We start from the raw sequence: 18,253 nt of genomic DNA on the forward strand, positions 1-18,253 counted from the left end.
CACATCCAACCCTTTTTTAGACTACCGCACCCCCAAATGGGAAGGGGAAAAACATCAGAAAATAGACACACCAAATTGACACGACATTCAGATTATCAGTAAACCTCAATCCCATGCGTATCTAGCGCTATCATTTCAATTCCACGCTTCTAGTTGTCACCCTTGACGCAAATTACCCCAGAAGTTGTTCCCTTGGGTAATACCGTTTTAATTTAGAGTTGATACATTGAGACAAGCAGGGGAGCTTTCGGAAGTAGGAGATGCTGGGGAAGAAAATGTATCAAAACTTGAGTGAAATGGTGTGACACTAGAATACATGAAAGTGTTTTTCTCTTACTCCCTCACTCCCTACTCCCCATTAAAGGTTTGACAAAATACAACAAATTAATTTTCAAGTAGATTCAGGTGACAGTTATGCAAACAAGTTGGAAAATAGGCTCTTTATTCGGTATTCCCCTGTATCTCGACCCTTTGTGGTTCGTTATTTTTGCCGTGGTGACGCTGAATTTTGGGTTTGCATATCAAAATTGGGGTAGTGTGCTGGGTTGGTCTGCGGGGGTGGTAATGGCGCTACTGCTGTTTGGGTCAGTGCTATTACATGAACTAGGACATAGTTTAGCTGCTCAGTCTCAAGGTATCAAAGTTAATAGTATTACCCTGTTTTTGTTTGGCGGAATTGCGGCAATTGAAGAAGAATCCAAAACCCCCGCGAAGGCTTTTCAAGTGGCGATCGCTGGACCCTTAGTAAGTGTGGGCATATTTTTTCTCCTGAATCTGGTTAAAAATTTTCTCCCGGAACAAACCATCTCTCAGGTAGTAATCCATGATTTAGCTCGGATTAATTTAGTTTTGGCCCTGTTTAATTTAATACCTGGATTACCCTTGGATGGGGGACAGGTACTCAAAGCAGCCCTGTGGCAAGCGACTGGAGACCGGTTTGCAGCAGTACGGGGAGCTGCCAGGATTGGACAGATTCTGGGTTATGGTGCGATCGCTCTGGGTTTATTGGTCGATTATCTGACTAGTGATTTCGGTACGGGGCTATGGATTGCCTTGTTAGGGTGGTTTGGGATTCGGAATGCAACTAATTATCTCCGAGTAACAACTTTGCAACAGACCTTACTCAGGATAAATGCGGGGGAAGTGATGACCCGAAATTTTCGTGTTATCGATGCACATCAAAGTTTACGTGATTTTACAGATATGATGCTGTTGGCAAATAACCATCAAGAAATTTATTTTGCCGAAGCAGATGGTCGCTATCGTGGGTTAGTACAACCAGAGCAAATTCGCCGGATTGAAAGAAGTGCTTGGGAAACTACAACATTGGAAGCGATTATCACACCCTTGCTAGAAATACCAAGTGTGGAGGAGTCAGCTAGATTGGCGGATGTGATTATCAAATTAGCGGAGGCAGAAGTATCTTGGATTACCGTTCTTTCCCCTGCTGGTGCGGTTGCGGGAATCATCGATAAAGGGGATATTGTCAGTCATTTAGCAGAAAAACTGAAATTACGGATTAGCAAAGAAGATATTCAACGCATCAAAGCCGAAGGAAACTATCCACCGGGTCTGCAACTTGATTTACTTGCTAAATCCGCCGTAAATTGATTGGTGGGACTAAAAACTGTAACCCTCTTCTGTCACTTTCCGGATTCAATAAATAAGAAAGCCATACTTAGTAGAAGTGTAAAATGGTTGATACTGATAGATTAAGTTAATTAAATCATTAAAACCAAGCAATAATTTGGAATTAGGAAAAATATCTAACCACGGGAAAATTAACCAAAATAATCAGATTGGTTGAAAAACTAAATGAAGATTATTTAGATTATTATTTATTTAAGGTATTTTTCCATCCAATACCAAAATCCCATTCTAGCTTTGATTTCTTCTCACGTATCATTTAGGACTGCTATATTAGCTCTGATTTAATTTTTTATCTCTTATCCCAGCATACCCTAGGACAGGTTGAGGTTTGGGGTGTTAGTCCTCCGGTAACTTCCTTTCCTAGTTCGGTGATTATCTGATTTTGTGCGAGGGGGTCAGGAAATCGCCGAAATGCCTATTTTGTTGTTGACCCCCTCGCCGCCTTGCTGTGTAAGGGTTTGAAGGATTCTTCCCATGGATTTTTACTGCTTCGACGACAAATTTTTAGACCCCCTCGCAATCCGCCTCTGGACACCTTGCTGTATCTGGGTTTAAAATCGAGGAGTCTCCTCTTATGAGGGGAAATAATTGATTGGAAACCCCTCCCTTACCTGGGGGCGGCTCCTCAGTAAACAAATCACTTGTCTCCTCTTATGAGGGGAAATAATTGATTGGAAACATTTTGATGGCTTCTTCTCTGCACAGAGACTTCAACTCCGGTCTCCTCTTATGAGGGGAAATAATTGATTGGAAACATAAGGCTGGATCTACTTTCCAGCTTTGGAAATTTTTCATTTTTTATGTCTCCTCTTATGAGGGGAAATAATTGATTGGAAACATTAGATACCCTTCCATCTCTTCTCTTTCTAAATCAAGGTCTCCTCTTATGAGGGGAAATAATTGATTGGAAACATCTATTGACCAGAGTCCACTTCCGATATATACTGGCGTCTCCTCTTATGAGGGGAAATAATTGATTGGAAACCACCCACACCAACCCCAACCCCACCAACACCCACAGTCTCCTCTTATGAGGGGAAATAATTGATTGGAAACGATTGGAAACTTGGAAACTCAAATCACCTGAATATCAGCTAGCTGATGAATAACCACATCCGCACCATAAACATGACTAGGATTACCAATCCAGGTAATCCCGATACACCCCGCAGCACCAGCATTTTTTGCCATTTGCATATCACCAATAGAATCGCCTACCATTAGGGTTTGATGAACTTCCACCCCCAATTTTTGACAAGCATTAATCAATAATTGGGGATTGGGTTTACTGATACCTCCATCCACCCCCATTGCCAACTGGATATACTCACCTAATTCATGTTCCTGGACAAATACTTGCACCTCATGGGTGGTTGCAGCTGACAAAATACCTAATTTATAATTATTTGCGGCCAACTTTTCTAAGATTTCTCGACAACCAGCAAACATGGGTGCAGGAATACCGACGACAGTTTCTGCGGTATCTAAAGCTTCACGAGCTATTTGCAAGGACTCGAACCAACTATAACCAGTTTGGACAATATGGCTAGCCGTTGCGATTTCGGTTTCATACCGACTTGCAACAGCCATTAATCCAGCAACATCCAAACTATTACCATTGACTCCAAAAACTTTTAATAGCGATTGTTCAATCCCTGGAAATTTTTGATTAAGATAATTAGCACTCACTTTAGCCCAGTTAATCAATTGGGTTTCGGAATCTTCTAAAGTTCCATTTTTATCAAAAATAACTGCTTCGATGTTGCTAAAAACGACATCACCACACTTGATTTTGGGCATATATTTTATCTTCTTGGAGAGGATGTTTGGAAAATACTAATTAATTATAGCAATACAGCAATCCTAGTTAAGTCTTGAAAAATAGCGTGCCGTTGACTGATGAATGATGACTGTTAACCGTCAACTGTCAACCTTTAATATCGATTCTCTTGTACTTTGCAATAAATGAAACTAGAATAATCAACGCTTATAGCTCCTGATATGTAGCAAGCATTAGCGTAAACGATATAAGAACCGTCAAACTCACAATTACGTAGGCGAAGCGTTGCCGCAGGCTATTACGTAGCTTGCTTCCCGCGTAGCGGGTATTACGTAGGCGAAGCGTTGCCGCAGGCTATTACGTAGACGCGAAGCGGCTTGCCGCAGGCTATTACGAATTACGTAGCTTGCTTCCCGCATAGCGGGTATTACAAATTACGAATTACGAATTGTATTGACGGGTTTTTATCCAGAGACGACCCGATTTTCTCCATCTCGATACAATACTGGTAATGTCGATGCAAATTCAGAGATTGAGAGAATGCGTTTACTACACACAATGTTGCGGGTGGGAAATCTGGAAAAATCCCTGAAATTTTACTGTGATGTTTTAGGGATGAAATTACTCCGTCAAAAAGATTATCCCGGTGGTAAATTTACCTTGGCTTTTGTCGGATACGGCGATGAATCGGAGAATAGTGTAATAGAGCTTACATATAACTGGGGTGTGGAAAAATATGATTTAGGTAATGCCTACGGTCATATTGCTTTGGGTGTCGATGATATCTACGCTACTTGTGAGAAAATTAAGTCTCTAGGTGGTGTGGTGACGCGGGAACCGGGACCAATGAAACATGGTTCGACGGTAATTGCTTTTGTCGAAGACCCGGACGGGTATAAAATTGAATTGATTCAAATGAGTACCCATGCTGATTCCACACCACCAACAGCTCCAGCGACGGCAACTACTTAGTTGACTTTGTGACTTAATTTTGGTGTGAGGAGTAGAACGTGAAGGATAGGGGAGGTCAACAGCAGTACATTAAACAAGTTCTAACTGTGGGAAGTTGTTTAATTTCCAGTCTTTGGACTCAGTTAGGGGTTTCTGCACTGGGTGGGGAAGTTGAGGTTAATTCCCCATCCTCTCCCCAATCCCCACAGGATTCTAGGAAGGACAAACAGTTAGAGGTGGGTTCACACTTTGATTCACCATTTGACACACTTGCGATCGCACCTCCCGAATTGGATTTAGCTCGACAAAAATTAGAGTTTTCGCCGTTACAGATTCAAATAAGTCAAGATGTAGAGGAAGAATCCCCCCAACAGTTGATGGAAAATCTGCCCTCGGTAGCGGATTTAAGTGATGTGAAACCGACGGATTGGGCCTACCAAGCATTAAAATCCTTAGTGGAGCGTTATCGGGTGATTGCCGGGGACACCAATCGGAAGTTTCGCGGGAATCAACCCCTCACCCGCTACGAATTTGCCAGTGCTTTAGCCAGAACTTTTAGCGCCGTCCAAGATTTACTGGCAGACGCATTGGAAGAATATGTCCGGGAAGATGCTATTATTATCCAAAGGCTAAGACGAGAATTTGCGGCTAATTTGCAGGAATTAGAAAAACGGATTGACCGCACCGAAGTCAGAGCCGCAGAAATCCAAGCCAATCTATTTTCCACCACCACCAAACTTAAAGGACAAACGATTATTACCGCAACGGGGGGGATTAATACCAGAAATCAGATTGTCGCGCGATCGCGTTTAAGTTTGCACACCAGTTTTCGTGGTCGAGGTGGGTTAATTACGGAATTAGAAGCTGGTAATAGGGGAAATAATACCATTGGACAGGAACCAGGGGATAGGATTGATTTATTAGGCAATCAGGGAATTTTTGCCGATGGAAGTGGACTGAAGTATGCCCAATTGTCACCAGATTTACGTTTACGTCGGTTAGCCTACAGTTTCCATCCCCATCAGGATTTGACGGTGACTATCGGCGCAAAAATATCCCCCCGCGATTTTATCGATCAAAATTCCTATGCAGGGAATGAAGCGATAAATTTCAGTTCCGGTTTGTTTCTCAATAACCCCCTGATTATCCAAAACCAAATTGACCGTCAAGGTGGTGCAGGTGTTGCTGTTAATTGGCAACCGAAACAAAGTTCATTGGCTGCAAGGGGATTATATATTGCCGCAAACGCTGATAATCCTGATGGTGAAACTAATCAAGGTTTATTTGGTAATAACCGTCAAGGCAGTTTAGAAGTAGAATTTCAACCCACCGACCAGTTAAAAGTCAAATTACAATATACGAATGCCCTCGTTAATTCCACGGATATAAATGCCTTTGGACTCAACGCCGAATATAAATTTAATCGCAATCTTGGGGTTTTTGGTCGGGTGGGAATTGGTAAATACGAGGGTTTCAACACCCGTCTCAACCGTGATTTGAATATCCATCCGTTGAGTTGGTCTGTTGGTGTCGGCTTACGTAACGTTGTTATCCCCACTACCCTTGCAGGAATTGCCATTGGTCAACCATTCGTTACCAATGATATTGGCAATGCGACGCAAACAAATTTGGAAGCATTTTATAATTTACCATTAAGTGATTATATGAGCGTGACTCCGATTTTTTCCCTGGTGATTAATCCAGATAACGACAGCAGTAATGGAACTATCTGGCAAAGTAGTTTGCGAACAGTTTTTTCTTTTTAATATTTATTCTTCGTGAGGGTAGGGAATAGGAAGTAGCCACAGACGCAACATGTCACGTCTGTGTTTGAACCCAACAATTCCACTTTTCATCTTTAAGAGAAGTCGCACGAAGAATAAATCTCCCACCAACTTTCTACAAAATCCAAAATCTTTCCTAAGCTGCTTCTCGTAATTGCGATTTTTCCGGTGTAGGAGCAATGTTTAAAGATAATTGCTCAATCTGGGGAGGTGATACGTGTTCTAATACTTGCACTTCAATATTGACACTAACTAAATAATTGCCTTGCTGGGAACCAACCGCATCTGCAACTATTCTGGCGATATCTGGACGCTTTGCTGTCAATGGTTCCCGCAATACACAACGGTCCCACTCGTGTTTCGCTGTAGGATTAAGACTGAGAATGTAGTGTTTAAGCATAAAACGCCTCGATTTTTCGATGTTTGATTACCCTGCGGATGCACTGAAGTTTAATTATTATCATTGTAGTTCAAGAGTACTAAAAAAGCAAGATTATTAAGATGAACTCTATCCCATAAGTTCTGAGGGGTTCTTAGTAGTGGCTCTAGTCCCCAAAAAAGCTTTAGTATAAAGCGCTACTAGAAATTTTTTCTAACCCATCAAAATTAATGCGGTAGACCACTAGTACTGCACTACACCGACACCTGATGGGTGTTATACCAATTCTTGAAAATAGGACTACAGATAGGAGATAATTTCTCTAGTCAGAATTTTTGGAGCTAAGAGGTACTATGGCAGGAGGTTATTGCCTCGATTACAGGAAGAACTTATGTACTGGAGAGTTTTATCTGTAGTCAACATTTAGAGAATTGGTATTACAGGTTTTTGGTCAGCGACTTAAATAAATCAGATTTCCGGGTGACATCATGGCAAAGAGACGTATCATAAATTTCACAGAGTTGGAAATGGAAAAAACTGCGATCAGCGAAGCTTGACGTCCAAGGTGTATCACTCATCAAGAAGGGAGAGACCAAAGCTAGATGATTGTTGATGGCAAGTGAGGGGTAGATCAACACAGCGATCGCGCAACATGGAGTTATTTATTTTGTCTCGTCAGTGCTGAGAAAGACGAATCAGCGATCGCGCGACTCTGGTGTTTGAGATTGCGGCTGGGGAAAAACAACGCAACAAAGAGAGAGCAAGTATCAATTGGCGCTTTCAAACCACGGATGCACGTAGAAAGATGGGACGTTTGTATCCACCTGTTTCACCCATCAAAGTTGAGCTAGTCTACGACAACCCTGCGGCTATAACGCCCTTATGATTATGCAACTTACCCACAATATTGTATTTTTTGTATTTTATTTTTTGGCGTTGCATAAGTGTGGGATGAATAAGTATTTGAAACCATCGAAAAATCCTTGAAAATTTGGTCAAATCATCCCCTGATTCAGCAATGCCTATTTTTTTATTTCCTTCTTTTGATTGATTGACAAAATACGTCCTATTTTTATGTATGGTGAATGAGCTTTTTACGCTTCTGTAATCCAGTCAGAATCTCCATTTCCAGACAATCTGAATTTTTCTTTAAAAGAGAAAATGCAGAAAAACTCTAAATTTGATGATATTTACTGACTTTCCTTCCCTTTCCATTGGTTCGCAATTATAAATGGGCATACTAAACTTTAAATGCTGATGGAAATCGTTTTCAAAAATGATTCTGATGTTCCATTAATAAACTTAATGCTGACAATTTGGTTGTAGAATCATACTCTTAGGAGAATATTCACATGACAGTATTAGACCAATTAAACCCCTTAAAAACACCTGATTTTAATGGGGACAGAAAGGGAGACGTATTTTGGCGAAGTGAACTCACGAATCAAAATACGGTTTGGTTAATGGATGGACCAAGAATTCTGCAAAGTAGCTTCTTACCTTCTGTAAGTGATGCAGATGGATGGACAGAAGTTATTCCGGCTGATTTTAATGGCGATCGCAAAACTGATGTATTTTGGCGCAATACGAAAACAGGTCAAAATGCTATTTGGCTGATGGATGGTGGTAATATTGCAGGTGCATCATTCATCGATTCTGTTTCTGTTGCTTACCGAGACTTTGACTTAGGTGATTTTAATGGAGATGGAAAAGCCGATATATTTTGGCGAAATGAAAATAGGGGTGAAAATGCTATCTGGTTAATGGACGGATTCAATCGATTACAAGCTGAGTTTTTAGTAAAAATCCCCACCTCTCAAAAGTGGATACCGATTATTTAGTTCATTCGGTAATCTTGAATATAGGACTTACGCACCCGTGACGAGAAATCAGATGTTTGGGATTGCTTCCTGATGTCGCAATCACGTAACTGCGTACTGATTGCCTAAGTCCTGGAATAATCAAAAAGCCTGTCTGGGATAGTCATTTACTCCTTACACTGGTATCCCCAAACTTAATTAACAGCGCGATCGCTATACTCACTGCAAAAATCAAAGTCATACTTAAGGCTGAACCAAAACCCCAATTCTTACTTGCACCCAGAAATTGGGTATAAATTAATCGAGCTGCGGTCATACTAGATACACCTCCGAGTAATTCCGGATTAACAAAGTCTCCCAAGGCTGTAATTAATACCATAAATCCCCCTGCAAAAATCCCTGTTCTCACCTGGGGAATGGTAACTCGCCAAAAAGCTTGGAACGGATTTGCTCCTAAGTCAGCCGCAGCTTCTAAAAGTCTGGTATCTAGTTTTTCCAGGGATGCGTACAAAATTAGTACCATGTAGGGTAGTAAACTATAACTCATACCAATTACCACCGCAGGTAAAGTATCGAGAATTTGGAGCGATGGTAATCCGAAGTTGTTAAGAACCAAATTTAGCAAGCCGGAGGGGCGTAAAATCGTAATCCAGGCATAGGTACGCAGCAGGGAGGAAGTCCACAAAGGGAGGACGAAACCTAATAATAGCAGTGTTCGCCAACGTTTAGGAGCGATTTGGGTAATCCAATAAGCCACGGGAAAGCCCAACAATAAACAAATTATAGACGTACTGGCAGCTAAAATCAGCGATCGCCAAATAACTTGTAAAAAAAGTGGGTCAAGAATGCGTCGATAATTTTCCGTCAGTGCAAACCATACCCGTCTTAAGTAACCATCCTCACCCCATCGGAGTATAAATTCCCAAAAACTGGATACACCACCGGGGTTAACTAGTTCACCTGGACGAATCCCCGGAACTAAACTTAATTGAAAAATAATTAGGGTTGGTAATACCAACATGAGTAGCAACCAAAAACCAGCTGGTGCTAGCAATAAAAGAGGTTCTAGCAATTTCACCCGTCTTTTATTGACAGGGTGTTTCACTTCGCCGTTTTCTGGATAGGAATTAAGGGGTAATTGGGTAGTCACAATCGATTTTGGATTTTGGATTTTGGATTTTGGATTACCGTAGAGACGACCCGTCGGGTCGTCTCTACTATAGATTTTGGATTACCTGGATTTTTCAGGAGTTAATATCAATTGGAAAAAGGAATGCGACAGATGAATTTTGTTTGTCACATGTGATTGTGATATATCGCGTCTAATATTCTGGATATATTGTAAACATCTGTACCCCTTTCAATTACGTACGCGAAGCGTTGCCGCAGGCTATTACGTGGCTTGCTTCCCGCGTAGGGAGTATTACAAATTACAAAGTTAGTTTACCCACTTTTTAACTTTGTCCAATACCGCTCATACACCGCATCCACATCACCAATATCCGCAATGCGATCGCATTTTTCCAAAACATCTTCAGGGGGAAACAAACTGGTATTGTTTTTATACCTTGTGGGTAAGGATTCAAAAGCGAGACGGTTAGGGGTAGCTAAACTTTGGGTAGTGACGAATTTTGCAGATACATCCGGTTGTAGGGTGTAATTAATCCATTCGTAAGCACCATCGGGATTGGGTGCAGTGATGGGAATAACCATCGTATCCGTCCACAGTGATGTACCACTTTTAGGAATTACATACTTAAACTTGGGATTTTCCTTGGTAATTTTAATTGCATCCCCGGAATAACACATGGCTAGATACAAATCTCCTGCTAAAATCCGATTACGCCAAGCATCGGTATCAAAAGCTGCAATTGCTGGCTTCAGTTCCTGTAATTTATTGTAAGCTTGTTCAATTTCCCTTTCCTGGGTGGAATTATAGGAATAGCCCAGCATTTTTAACACCGCTCCCATCACTTCCCGTTTATCATCCAGGAGGGTGATCCGTTTAGTTAAGCGATCGCGATTTTGCCACAGATATTCCCAGTCTTGTGGTGGTTGGGACAGAATCTCCGAATTATAAATTAAACCTGTAGTTCCCCAGGTAAAGGGAATACTATGGCTATTATTAGGGTCATAGATGGGGTTTTGGAATTGGGGTAAAAGATTTTCTAATCCAATTAAGCGACTGCGATCAATTTTTGCCAACAACCCCCCATTCAGCATTTGCTCAACCACATAATCAGAGGGGTAAATAACACTGTAAGCACCTCCACCCCCTGCTTGTACTTTCGCCAACATGGCATCATTAGATTCGTAAACATCCGCAAACAATCTAATTCCCGTTTGGGTGGTAAAATTCTTTAAAATACTTTTCTCGTCTGCATACTGGGTCCAAGTATAAAGGTACAATTGGTCACGGGAACCTTTAATGGGTGTAGTTGCACGGACATCCGCAAGTCGCCAACCACAACCTGTCAAGGTTAACCCAGCACATGCACTAATTGTTTGAATAAATCGACGACGAAACATTATGGGATTTTGAATTTTAGATTTTAGATTTTGGATTTTAGACGTTCCCAAACTGTAGAGACGTAATATATTACGTCTCCAGATATATTGCATTTTTATATATTACGTCTCCAGATATATTGCATTTTTGATTATATATTTACGTCACCGGATATGTTGCATTTTCTCAATCACCATCTAACTAAAAGCCAAACAATCCCCTTCTAACCAAAAAGCATAAATGGGGGTATCAGAATCGGGGAGAATACCCACCGTATTTGGTTGCATTGCCGTGATGTGGGTTTGATTTGCAAGTTCAATGACGTAATTCACATGGGTTCCCATATACATGGTATTAATTACCTTACCTTCAAAACAGTTGGTAGGAATGCTAGGTTTATAAAGGGAAAGTTGCACCTTCTCCGGACGGATACTAACAGATATATTTTTACCTAATTCGCTGGGAGTATCCCCATTTCTGGTTACAGTTAACTTTAATCCACCTTTAGTCAAAACCTGGATCAAATTACTATCTACACCGACAATATCACCCGTCAGCAAATTGGTATCACCGATAAATTGAGCGACAAAAGCAGTATGGGGTCGCTCGTAGATTTCGCTGGGAGTGCCAACCTGCTCAATTTTACCCCGATTCATCACCGCAATGCGATCGCTCATGGATAAAGCTTCATCCTGGTCATGGGTCACCATCACAAAAGTCATCCCCAGTTCCTTTTGTAAAGTGCTTAATTCCAGTTGCATCTCCTTACGCAACTTCAAATCTAAAGCTCCTAACGGTTCATCTAATAACATTACCGTCGGTTGATTCACTAATGCACGCGCTAAAGCCACCCTTTGCTGCTGTCCACCCGACAACTGATGGGGAAACCGCGATCGCAATCCTTCTAATTTTACTTTCGCAAGAACTTCCTTGACACGCTTTTCAATTTCCACTTTTGGTAACTTTTGTAACCTTAAACCAAAAGCAATATTTTCCCCCACATTCAAGTGCTTAAATAGGGCATAGCTTTGAAACACCGTATTCACTGGACGACGATAGGGAGGTGTATTTGTCATCGTTTCCCCACAAATCACCACCTTCCCTGCATCAGCAGTTTCAAACCCACCGATTAAACGCAATGTAGTAGTTTTACCACACCCAGAAGGACCAAGGATACTAAAAAATTCCCCCTGTCGCACTTCTAAATCAATCCCGTGAACAGCAGGTTCCTTATTAAAAAACTTAAAAACATTCCGCAGTTCCACATCAAAGGGGACTTGTGCCATCATTTGACTGGTATTTTGCGTGACAGCTTGCGACATAATCGAAACCGTTTCCGTATTTTTACTTACAATAATTCATCGTCTAGCCGACCCGGTCGGTGTCACGTAGCAGCATCAAGGGCTGATTTTCTGCAAGATGCACCTGGTTCTTATTGTAACCATCTATCTTGATAATCGCCGTATGTATAATCCCTGGAAAACAAACAATTTTGGATTTTGGATTCAGGGTCGTGCCTTCTTGTAGAGTGTACAACAATCAAATAGTATTCCTAAAATAAGACTTACGCAAAAGTAACGTTACTGCGTCATTACGTAGCTTGCTTCCCTACACTTTGTTTCGCTTGTAATGAAAAATCTTCTCTCACGAGAATCCGCGCTATGCGTATCTACGTCGTGTAAGTCCTGTTATATTCAAAAGGAGAAAATTGTTAATAATAAAATCAAAAAATCTCGGTTTTTAGACCGAGATAGTCAATTGATAATGGAAAGATAATTAATCTTTGCGGCTTGAGATTTTCAATCAATAGAAGACTAACCATACACCTACTAACGTTTAAATACATGCACTAACATGGAAAATTATTTCTACATGCACTAACATGGAAAATTATTTCTTTGGTTAATCTAAACCCAATTAATTTTTATTTAGAATCTAAACGCTGACGCGCAAGGGTGACACATCTGACGTTTTCAGCAATGATAGTGATACCACCAGCTAAACCCATAAGATTACCTACTTTCTCAGACGTTTTCAATGCTTCTTCTTCCGAACTCGAAATAGAACTAATAAAACCTCCCACCAGGAAAGATGCAATGAATGAATAGAAAAGAATTTTCAAATTATTGACTCCACGAGACAGATAAATCATTCCCAATGGCAGAAATAAAAATGTTACAACACCTGCAATTACTGGATTTTTTTCTGCTAATACCTTCGTCCTTTGGATGTCTCTATTCGTTGGTTCAAAAGGGTTCCAAAAGTCTCTGGGAGTACTTTCATCTTGCATCTTTTCATCGGGAAACTCTACATTTGTATCTTAGATATGTAGACTCACAAATGTCGGTATTCCTCAATATATCTACCAACAGAAAATATTTTTTTATATTTTTTCAATTGTTCTCATCCCAAAATAGAGATTTTACAAATTATGCTTGTTGCTCTTGCTGTGGGGAAGGAAGTGGAACGCGTCAATCTTAACCTAGTTGTGGATTTGCGGTTAATCTTGGGTTAAATTTTCTCCCGCGCTGCTGCTAAAATTAATCGATGTTCAGCCCGCGCGATCGCATGATATGTGGTAGCGATCGCACTGGGCTCAACGGATATGGCTGTAATACCCCATCGGATGACATCTTCAATCATTTCGGGATATTGACTTACTGCATATCCACAAATCGAACAAGGTATCCCTGCTGTTTTCGCTGCATTAATTAATTGTTGTATAGCTTTTCTAACGGCTGAATGATGTCCATCTAATCCGGGTATGGATGTATCCCTGTCAATGGCAAATAGTAATCTCGTCAGGTCGTTTGTCCCAATGGCAATTCCTTGTACTCCAGCACGGACATACTCTGGTAATAAAAATAATACACTAGGTACTTCCGCCATAATCCACAGTTGAAATTCCGGGTTCTGCTTCAATCCCGCAGCAATCACTTGGTTGCGACAGTATACAAATTCTTCCACATTCCGCACAAAGGGTAAAATCAAGTTTAAATTTGTATATCCCGCTTTAAACACTTCCCCTAAAGCATTCAGTTCAAATTCCAATAACTCTGGATTGCGAATATAATTTAATGTCCCGTGGTCAAGGTGGGGATCTGATAGGTTTATTTCTGTTGGGGTGGGTGTTTGTCTATGTAAATACCGTCCGTCATAGGTGCGATAAAATATTGGTTTAGGAGCTAAAGCCTTGGCAAATCGACAGATGTATTCACTCCAGCGTTCTCGTAATTTTGTTTGACGACGACTTTGACCTAACCAATCTTCTAAACTCCGTCCTTCCAATAGGGGAATTCCCATTAATTCCGAACGTAATAAACCGACTCCATCAATTGGATGGGATTGAATTCCTTCCAAGCTTTGGATTTGACTCAAATTCACAAATAATTGGGTTGCAATTGGTGGCAGGGAAAGGTAATATGGAGTAGAATTCCTCATCACATCAATACTTTGGGTGACATCCAAATTACTGGCCTGTGCATCGGTAATATCATCTTCAAAATTGAGATGTTCATGGCTCAAATCAAAGTCTTCCCCCTCACCTCCAATCATCATATTGCAAAACACCTCACCTTTATCCCCATCAATCAACAGGTGGTCGCCGGTATTAATTTGTACAGTTGCCCCTTTGACCCGAACTACAGCCGGAATCCGTAACTCCCGCGCTAAAATAGCAGCATGACTGGTTAAACCACCCTGTTCCGTGATAATACCAACGGAATTAGTTAACAATGGTAGCCATTCAGCAGCAATACTGGGAGCCACTAAAATACTACCGGAGGGTATGGATTGGACATGGGAATTTAAATTGCTGATTACGTAGGCAGTTCCGGTTGCGCGTCCACTGGCTGCCCCTAATCCGGAAATGTGATATATATCACTTTGATTTCGCTGTGGAGGAATCATGACATTGGTCAGAAGTAAACGTTCACCCTCTGCAGTTGCAAGAACGATCCATTCCAAGTGAAAGTGGGGAAAAAAGTCTTGGGGTGGGGAAATTTTCCCCCACATATCGGTACGGACTCGTTCAGCTAAAACGGTTAGCTGTTCTAGATTTTGGGGTGACAGGGCAAACTGTTGTTGTTGTTCATCGGTTAGGATACATGTGGCAATACAAGTTTGGGGATTGAGGGGTGTAATGGCTCGTGTTTGATATTCTTCCAATTTGTTGGTATCAGTGACAACCCAGTCAGCAACAGTTTTGTGTCCTAACTTGCGTTCGATTACCCGACCTTGAAGGGGGTTAATTTTGTCAATATCAGGAATCACATGACCACGAGCGATCGCCAGTCCTAAACCCCAGGTTGCTCGTACTTCCCACACTTGGGAATTAGCAATTAGGCTACCGCTTTTTACTATATCATTCAAAGGCTGGACTAAAATTGCGACTTGAATTTGACCGATATTAATCCCCAGACTTTGCCAATAAACTAAACTGGTAGCACTCCATACTCGACACCAAACTCGTTTAAGTGCGTTGGCGATCGCATCCAGATCACAGACACAACTATCCATTGCCAACAAGCTGGTCATGTATTCTGGTAATTGAATATCGGACGGTAAGATGAAGACTGGACGTAAGCTGACACAACGACATTGCCATTGTTGTACCCCTTGAAAAATTAATTCCAGCCAAGGATTGGGGATATTTTGATGTAAAATGCGATCGCCAACAAGATTCGCCCATTGTTGTAATTCTCGCCAATCATTCAAATTCAACCGAGATAAAACATGGGGTAAATCCGTAAATACTTCCTCGGAACTGAATAAACCCTGAAAAAATTCCTGCCAAACATCAGCACCAATCACAAAACTAGGTAGTATAGGATACCCCTGTTGCTGAAACTGAGCTAAATGTAATATTTGCTCACCCACAATTTGACGATAATCGAAATCAGAGCGATCGCCATGAAGATTTTCCGGAATCAGTTCTAGCCAATATAATTTATCCACTCAGTCCTTTACTGACATTCGCTTGAATCTGTGTTCAAATTCAAATTAGCAAGCAACTTCAATATTTGACAAAAAATTAATTGTTTAACCTGTTTTAGTCATTTCAGGATTTAAGCATCGACTGAAATGGACATAACTAAATACAAAATACCTAATTACCTAGACACGTAGCGGCTTCTTGCAAAGTAGCGATCGCAAAATCCATCACTCAAAATGAATCCATCGATTGCTGAAGGCTATACCCCGCATTTCTGACAAAATCCTAAAACTCACAGGGAGTAGGGAGTAGTCAGTAGGCAGTAGAAGAAAAATCAATCCGTTACTCAAGGCTTACAACTCACTCGTGAGAAATCCAGGATACTTCCAATGTAATGATCATATTTTCTGTCACCGAGCAATAAAAGCTGGTACACCCTCCCTCCCTCCCCATTCACGAGCGAAATGATGAATGTCGGTCTACATTATCGTTTCCTGTTTCTTAACTCTGTTTCCCATTCCCTACTAGTAACCATAATGAAATGGAATACACCAGAACAGATAAAAATGGGATAATTAGGTAAACAGATGTAATACCAATTGAAAAAAGAATGCGACAGATAGCAAGATAAAACCCTAATATACATCTTAACACGGTCAATAACCTGCATTTCTCACCTGTGAGGGATCAACGTCGAGTAACAGGTTGATTTTCCCTATACAGATGACCCGACGGGTCGTCTCTACTTTTAGGGATTTGTGATCAATACATCACAAAAGATTCCCCAATCCAAAATCGTACAACTTCCTCCCACTCCCAGATTCATCCATGCACACCTTTGAAGAATCCCAGCAAACTACCGCTAGTATCAAAAATCTACCTGGATTTGATACCAATCATCCACCAGACCCCAAATTAATTGATACCTGTGTTCATTGTGGATTTTGTTTATCCACCTGTCCCAGCTATCGAGTCCTTGGGAAAGAAATGGACTCACCCCGGGGACGAATTTATCTCATGGATGCAATCAACGAGGGAGAAATAGCCCTTAATCAAGCAACTGCACAACATTTTGATTCTTGCTTAGGTTGTCTTGCTTGTGTCTCTACCTGTCCGTCAGGAGTCCAATACGATAAGCTGATTTCGGCCACTCGACACCAAGTAGAACGAAACTATTCTCGTAACTGGTTTGATCAAATTTTCCGTCAACTCATATTCTCCCTTTTTCCCTATCCCCACCGCTTAAGAATACTTTTAATCCCCCTATACATCTACCAAAAACTTGGTTTACCAAAACTAGTTCGCGCAACAGGTTTACTCAAACACCTTTCCCCCCGTCTTGCGGCAATGGAATCCATCCTACCGCAGTTATCCTGGCAAAGTCTCTTCAAAGCCGATTTTCCCGACCTGATTCCGGCTCAAGGTCAAAAACGCTACCGAGTCGGCATGATTCTCGGTTGTGTGCAAAGACTATTCTTCTCCCCTGTCAACGCAGCCACAGCACGGGTTTTAACAGCGAATGGGTGCGAGGTGGTCATACCCAAATCCCAGGGTTGCTGTGCGGCTTTACCCGAACACCAGGGACAAACAGCCCAAGCCCAAAGTTTAGCACGACAAATGATTGATAGCTTTGCCGATACGGATGTGGATTATGTGATTATTAATGCGGCTGGGTGTGGACATACCCTGAAGGAATACGGACATATTTTGGCTGATGACCCAGAATATGCGCAAAAAGCGCGGGAATTTGCAAGCAAAGTGCGGGATGTCCAGGAGTTTTTAGCAGAAGTCGGTTTAACAGCGACCCTTTCCCCGTTAACCGACACACCCTTAACGATGGTGTATCAAGACGCTTGTCACCTGCTCCACGGTCAAAAAATAAGCGTTCAACCTCGACAAATCCTGAAACAAATTCCCAATGTCCAACTTCGGGAACCGATTGATGCAACTTTGTGTTGTGGTAGTGCGGGAGTATATAATATGCTGCAACCAGAGGTAGCTGAAGAATTAGGAATTCAAAAAGCCCAAAATCTTGTCAATACAGGTGCGCAATTAATAGCTTCCGCAAATCCCGGTTGCTCCCTGCAAATTCGCAAATATTTACAAGCTCAGGGTGAGGATATTCCCCTAATGCACCCGATGGAATTGCTGGATTTATCCATTCGGGGAGAAAAACTGAGTATTAATTTGTAATAGCCTGCGGCAACGCTTCGCGTCTATGTAATACCTGCTAAGTGGGAAGCAAGCTACGTAATTTTATTTTCATCAGCTTTTCTTAGTGCAAGATGTGAGTTTACAATCATCGAATTCGTATTTAGTTTAATTAATACCCTATAAAGAAATCTAGGGATTAAAAATAATGGAGCTACACATTTTTGATTTCTCCATCATTAAAATTAGGAAGCTGAAACCCAAACAAATTATCATATCGTTTACGCTAATGCTTG

14 protein-coding genes, 1 pseudogene and 1 CRISPR repeat array are annotated in these 18,253 nt (G+C 41.3%); of the genes and pseudogenes, 6 read left to right on the top strand and 9 right to left on the bottom strand.

Features of this window, described 5'->3' with window-relative positions:
- The first annotated feature begins 414 nt into the window (after window positions 1-414).
- Window positions 415-1,611, top strand: a complete 1,197-nt coding sequence (locus CDC37_RS04310; protein ID WP_096620649.1) for a site-2 protease family protein — start codon at window positions 415-417, stop codon at window positions 1,609-1,611.
- Between the two features lie 45 nt (window positions 1,612-1,656).
- Here the strand turns inward: CDC37_RS04310 and CDC37_RS25115 are convergent.
- The 3 genes and pseudogenes from CDC37_RS25115 to CDC37_RS23930 all read right to left on the bottom strand — a co-directional run.
- Window positions 1,657-1,836: pseudogene (locus CDC37_RS25115) on the bottom strand (IS701 family transposase); the annotation flags it as partial.
- A gap of 378 nt (window positions 1,837-2,214) precedes the next feature.
- A CRISPR array of direct repeats spans window positions 2,215-2,706; the repeat unit is 36 nt; unit sequence GTCTCCTCTTATGAGGGGAAATAATTGATTGGAAAC.
- 18 nt (window positions 2,707-2,724) lie between these two features.
- On the bottom strand, window positions 2,725-3,450 hold the full coding sequence (locus CDC37_RS04320) for an HAD family hydrolase (RefSeq protein ID WP_096620650.1): 726 nt from the start codon (window positions 3,448-3,450) through the stop codon (window positions 2,725-2,727).
- A gap of 249 nt (window positions 3,451-3,699) precedes the next feature.
- Window positions 3,700-3,849, bottom strand: coding sequence for a hypothetical protein (locus CDC37_RS23930; protein WP_157780639.1), 150 nt, complete (start codon window positions 3,847-3,849; stop codon window positions 3,700-3,702).
- Between the two features lie 121 nt (window positions 3,850-3,970).
- Here CDC37_RS23930 and gloA point away from each other — a divergent pair, with 121 nt between their 5' ends.
- Together gloA and CDC37_RS04330 are read left to right on the top strand one after the other, a co-directional pair.
- The gene (gloA, locus tag CDC37_RS04325) at window positions 3,971-4,402 is read left to right on the top strand and encodes a lactoylglutathione lyase (RefSeq protein ID WP_096620651.1); all 432 of its coding nucleotides are present in this window, start codon (window positions 3,971-3,973) and stop codon (window positions 4,400-4,402) included.
- Between the two features lie 38 nt (window positions 4,403-4,440).
- On the top strand, window positions 4,441-6,147 hold the full coding sequence (locus CDC37_RS04330; protein WP_096620652.1) for an iron uptake porin: 1,707 nt from the start codon (window positions 4,441-4,443) through the stop codon (window positions 6,145-6,147).
- Between the two features lie 154 nt (window positions 6,148-6,301).
- Here the strand turns inward: CDC37_RS04330 and CDC37_RS04335 are convergent, their stop codons facing one another.
- Window positions 6,302-6,565, bottom strand: a complete 264-nt coding sequence (locus tag CDC37_RS04335; RefSeq protein WP_096620653.1) for a hypothetical protein — start codon at window positions 6,563-6,565, stop codon at window positions 6,302-6,304.
- A 694-nt stretch (window positions 6,566-7,259) separates the two neighbouring features.
- Here CDC37_RS04335 and CDC37_RS23935 point away from each other — a divergent pair.
- Window positions 7,260-7,430: a hypothetical protein gene (locus tag CDC37_RS23935; RefSeq protein WP_157780640.1), complete on the top strand. Its 171-nt coding sequence runs from the start codon at window positions 7,260-7,262 to the stop codon at window positions 7,428-7,430.
- A gap of 466 nt (window positions 7,431-7,896) precedes the next feature.
- The gene (locus CDC37_RS04340; RefSeq protein ID WP_096620654.1) at window positions 7,897-8,385 is read left to right on the top strand and encodes an FG-GAP repeat domain-containing protein; all 489 of its coding nucleotides are present in this window, start codon (window positions 7,897-7,899) and stop codon (window positions 8,383-8,385) included.
- 142 nt (window positions 8,386-8,527) lie between these two features.
- Here the strand turns inward: CDC37_RS04340 and CDC37_RS04345 are convergent, their stop codons facing one another.
- The 5 genes from CDC37_RS04345 to CDC37_RS04365 form a co-directional block, all read right to left on the bottom strand.
- The gene (locus tag CDC37_RS04345; RefSeq protein ID WP_442861064.1) at window positions 8,528-9,514 is read right to left on the bottom strand and encodes an ABC transporter permease; all 987 of its coding nucleotides are present in this window, start codon (window positions 9,512-9,514) and stop codon (window positions 8,528-8,530) included.
- Window positions 9,515-9,807: 293 nt separating this feature from the next.
- A complete protein-coding gene (locus tag CDC37_RS04350; protein WP_096625910.1) occupies window positions 9,808-10,896 on the bottom strand; it encodes a polyamine ABC transporter substrate-binding protein in 1,089 nt (362 codons plus the stop codon).
- 174 nt (window positions 10,897-11,070) lie between these two features.
- On the bottom strand, window positions 11,071-12,195 hold the full coding sequence (locus CDC37_RS04355; RefSeq protein ID WP_096620655.1) for an ABC transporter ATP-binding protein: 1,125 nt from the start codon (window positions 12,193-12,195) through the stop codon (window positions 11,071-11,073).
- A 602-nt stretch (window positions 12,196-12,797) separates the two neighbouring features.
- Window positions 12,798-13,163, bottom strand: coding sequence for a hypothetical protein (locus CDC37_RS04360; protein WP_096620656.1), 366 nt, complete (start codon window positions 13,161-13,163; stop codon window positions 12,798-12,800).
- Between the two features lie 221 nt (window positions 13,164-13,384).
- Complete coding sequence (locus tag CDC37_RS04365; RefSeq protein ID WP_096620657.1) at window positions 13,385-15,829, bottom strand: putative PEP-binding protein; 2,445 nt, start codon at window positions 15,827-15,829, stop codon at window positions 13,385-13,387.
- Between the two features lie 805 nt (window positions 15,830-16,634).
- Here CDC37_RS04365 and CDC37_RS04370 point away from each other — a divergent pair.
- Window positions 16,635-17,999, top strand: coding sequence for a (Fe-S)-binding protein (locus CDC37_RS04370; protein WP_096620658.1), 1,365 nt, complete (start codon window positions 16,635-16,637; stop codon window positions 17,997-17,999).
- Window positions 18,000-18,253: the final 254 nt, after the last annotated feature.

This window comes from Calothrix sp. NIES-3974 (genome assembly GCF_002368395.1).
GTDB lineage: Bacteria > Cyanobacteriota > Cyanobacteriia > Cyanobacteriales > Nostocaceae > NIES-3974.

Bases quoted from the DNA above. Each gene is read 5' to 3' on its own strand.
- CDC37_RS04320 (WP_096620650.1), bottom strand. From the start codon at position 3,450: ATGCCCAAAATCAAGTGTGGTGATGTCGTTTTTAGCAACATCGAAGCA.
- CDC37_RS04370 (WP_096620658.1), top strand. From the start codon at position 16,635: ATGCACACCTTTGAAGAATCCCAGCAAACTACCGCTAGTATCAAAAAT.
- CDC37_RS23930 (WP_157780639.1), bottom strand. From the start codon at position 3,849: ATGCGGGAAGCAAGCTACGTAATTCGTAATAGCCTGCGGCAAGCCGCT.
- CDC37_RS04355 (WP_096620655.1), bottom strand. From the start codon at position 12,195: ATGTCGCAAGCTGTCACGCAAAATACCAGTCAAATGATGGCACAAGTC.
- CDC37_RS04335 (WP_096620653.1), bottom strand. From the start codon at position 6,565: ATGCTTAAACACTACATTCTCAGTCTTAATCCTACAGCGAAACACGAG.
- CDC37_RS04340 (WP_096620654.1), top strand. From the start codon at position 7,897: ATGACAGTATTAGACCAATTAAACCCCTTAAAAACACCTGATTTTAAT.
- CDC37_RS04360 (WP_096620656.1), bottom strand. From the start codon at position 13,163: ATGCAAGATGAAAGTACTCCCAGAGACTTTTGGAACCCTTTTGAACCA.
- gloA (WP_096620651.1), top strand. From the start codon at position 3,971: ATGCGTTTACTACACACAATGTTGCGGGTGGGAAATCTGGAAAAATCC.
- CDC37_RS04310 (WP_096620649.1), top strand. From the start codon at position 415: ATGCAAACAAGTTGGAAAATAGGCTCTTTATTCGGTATTCCCCTGTAT.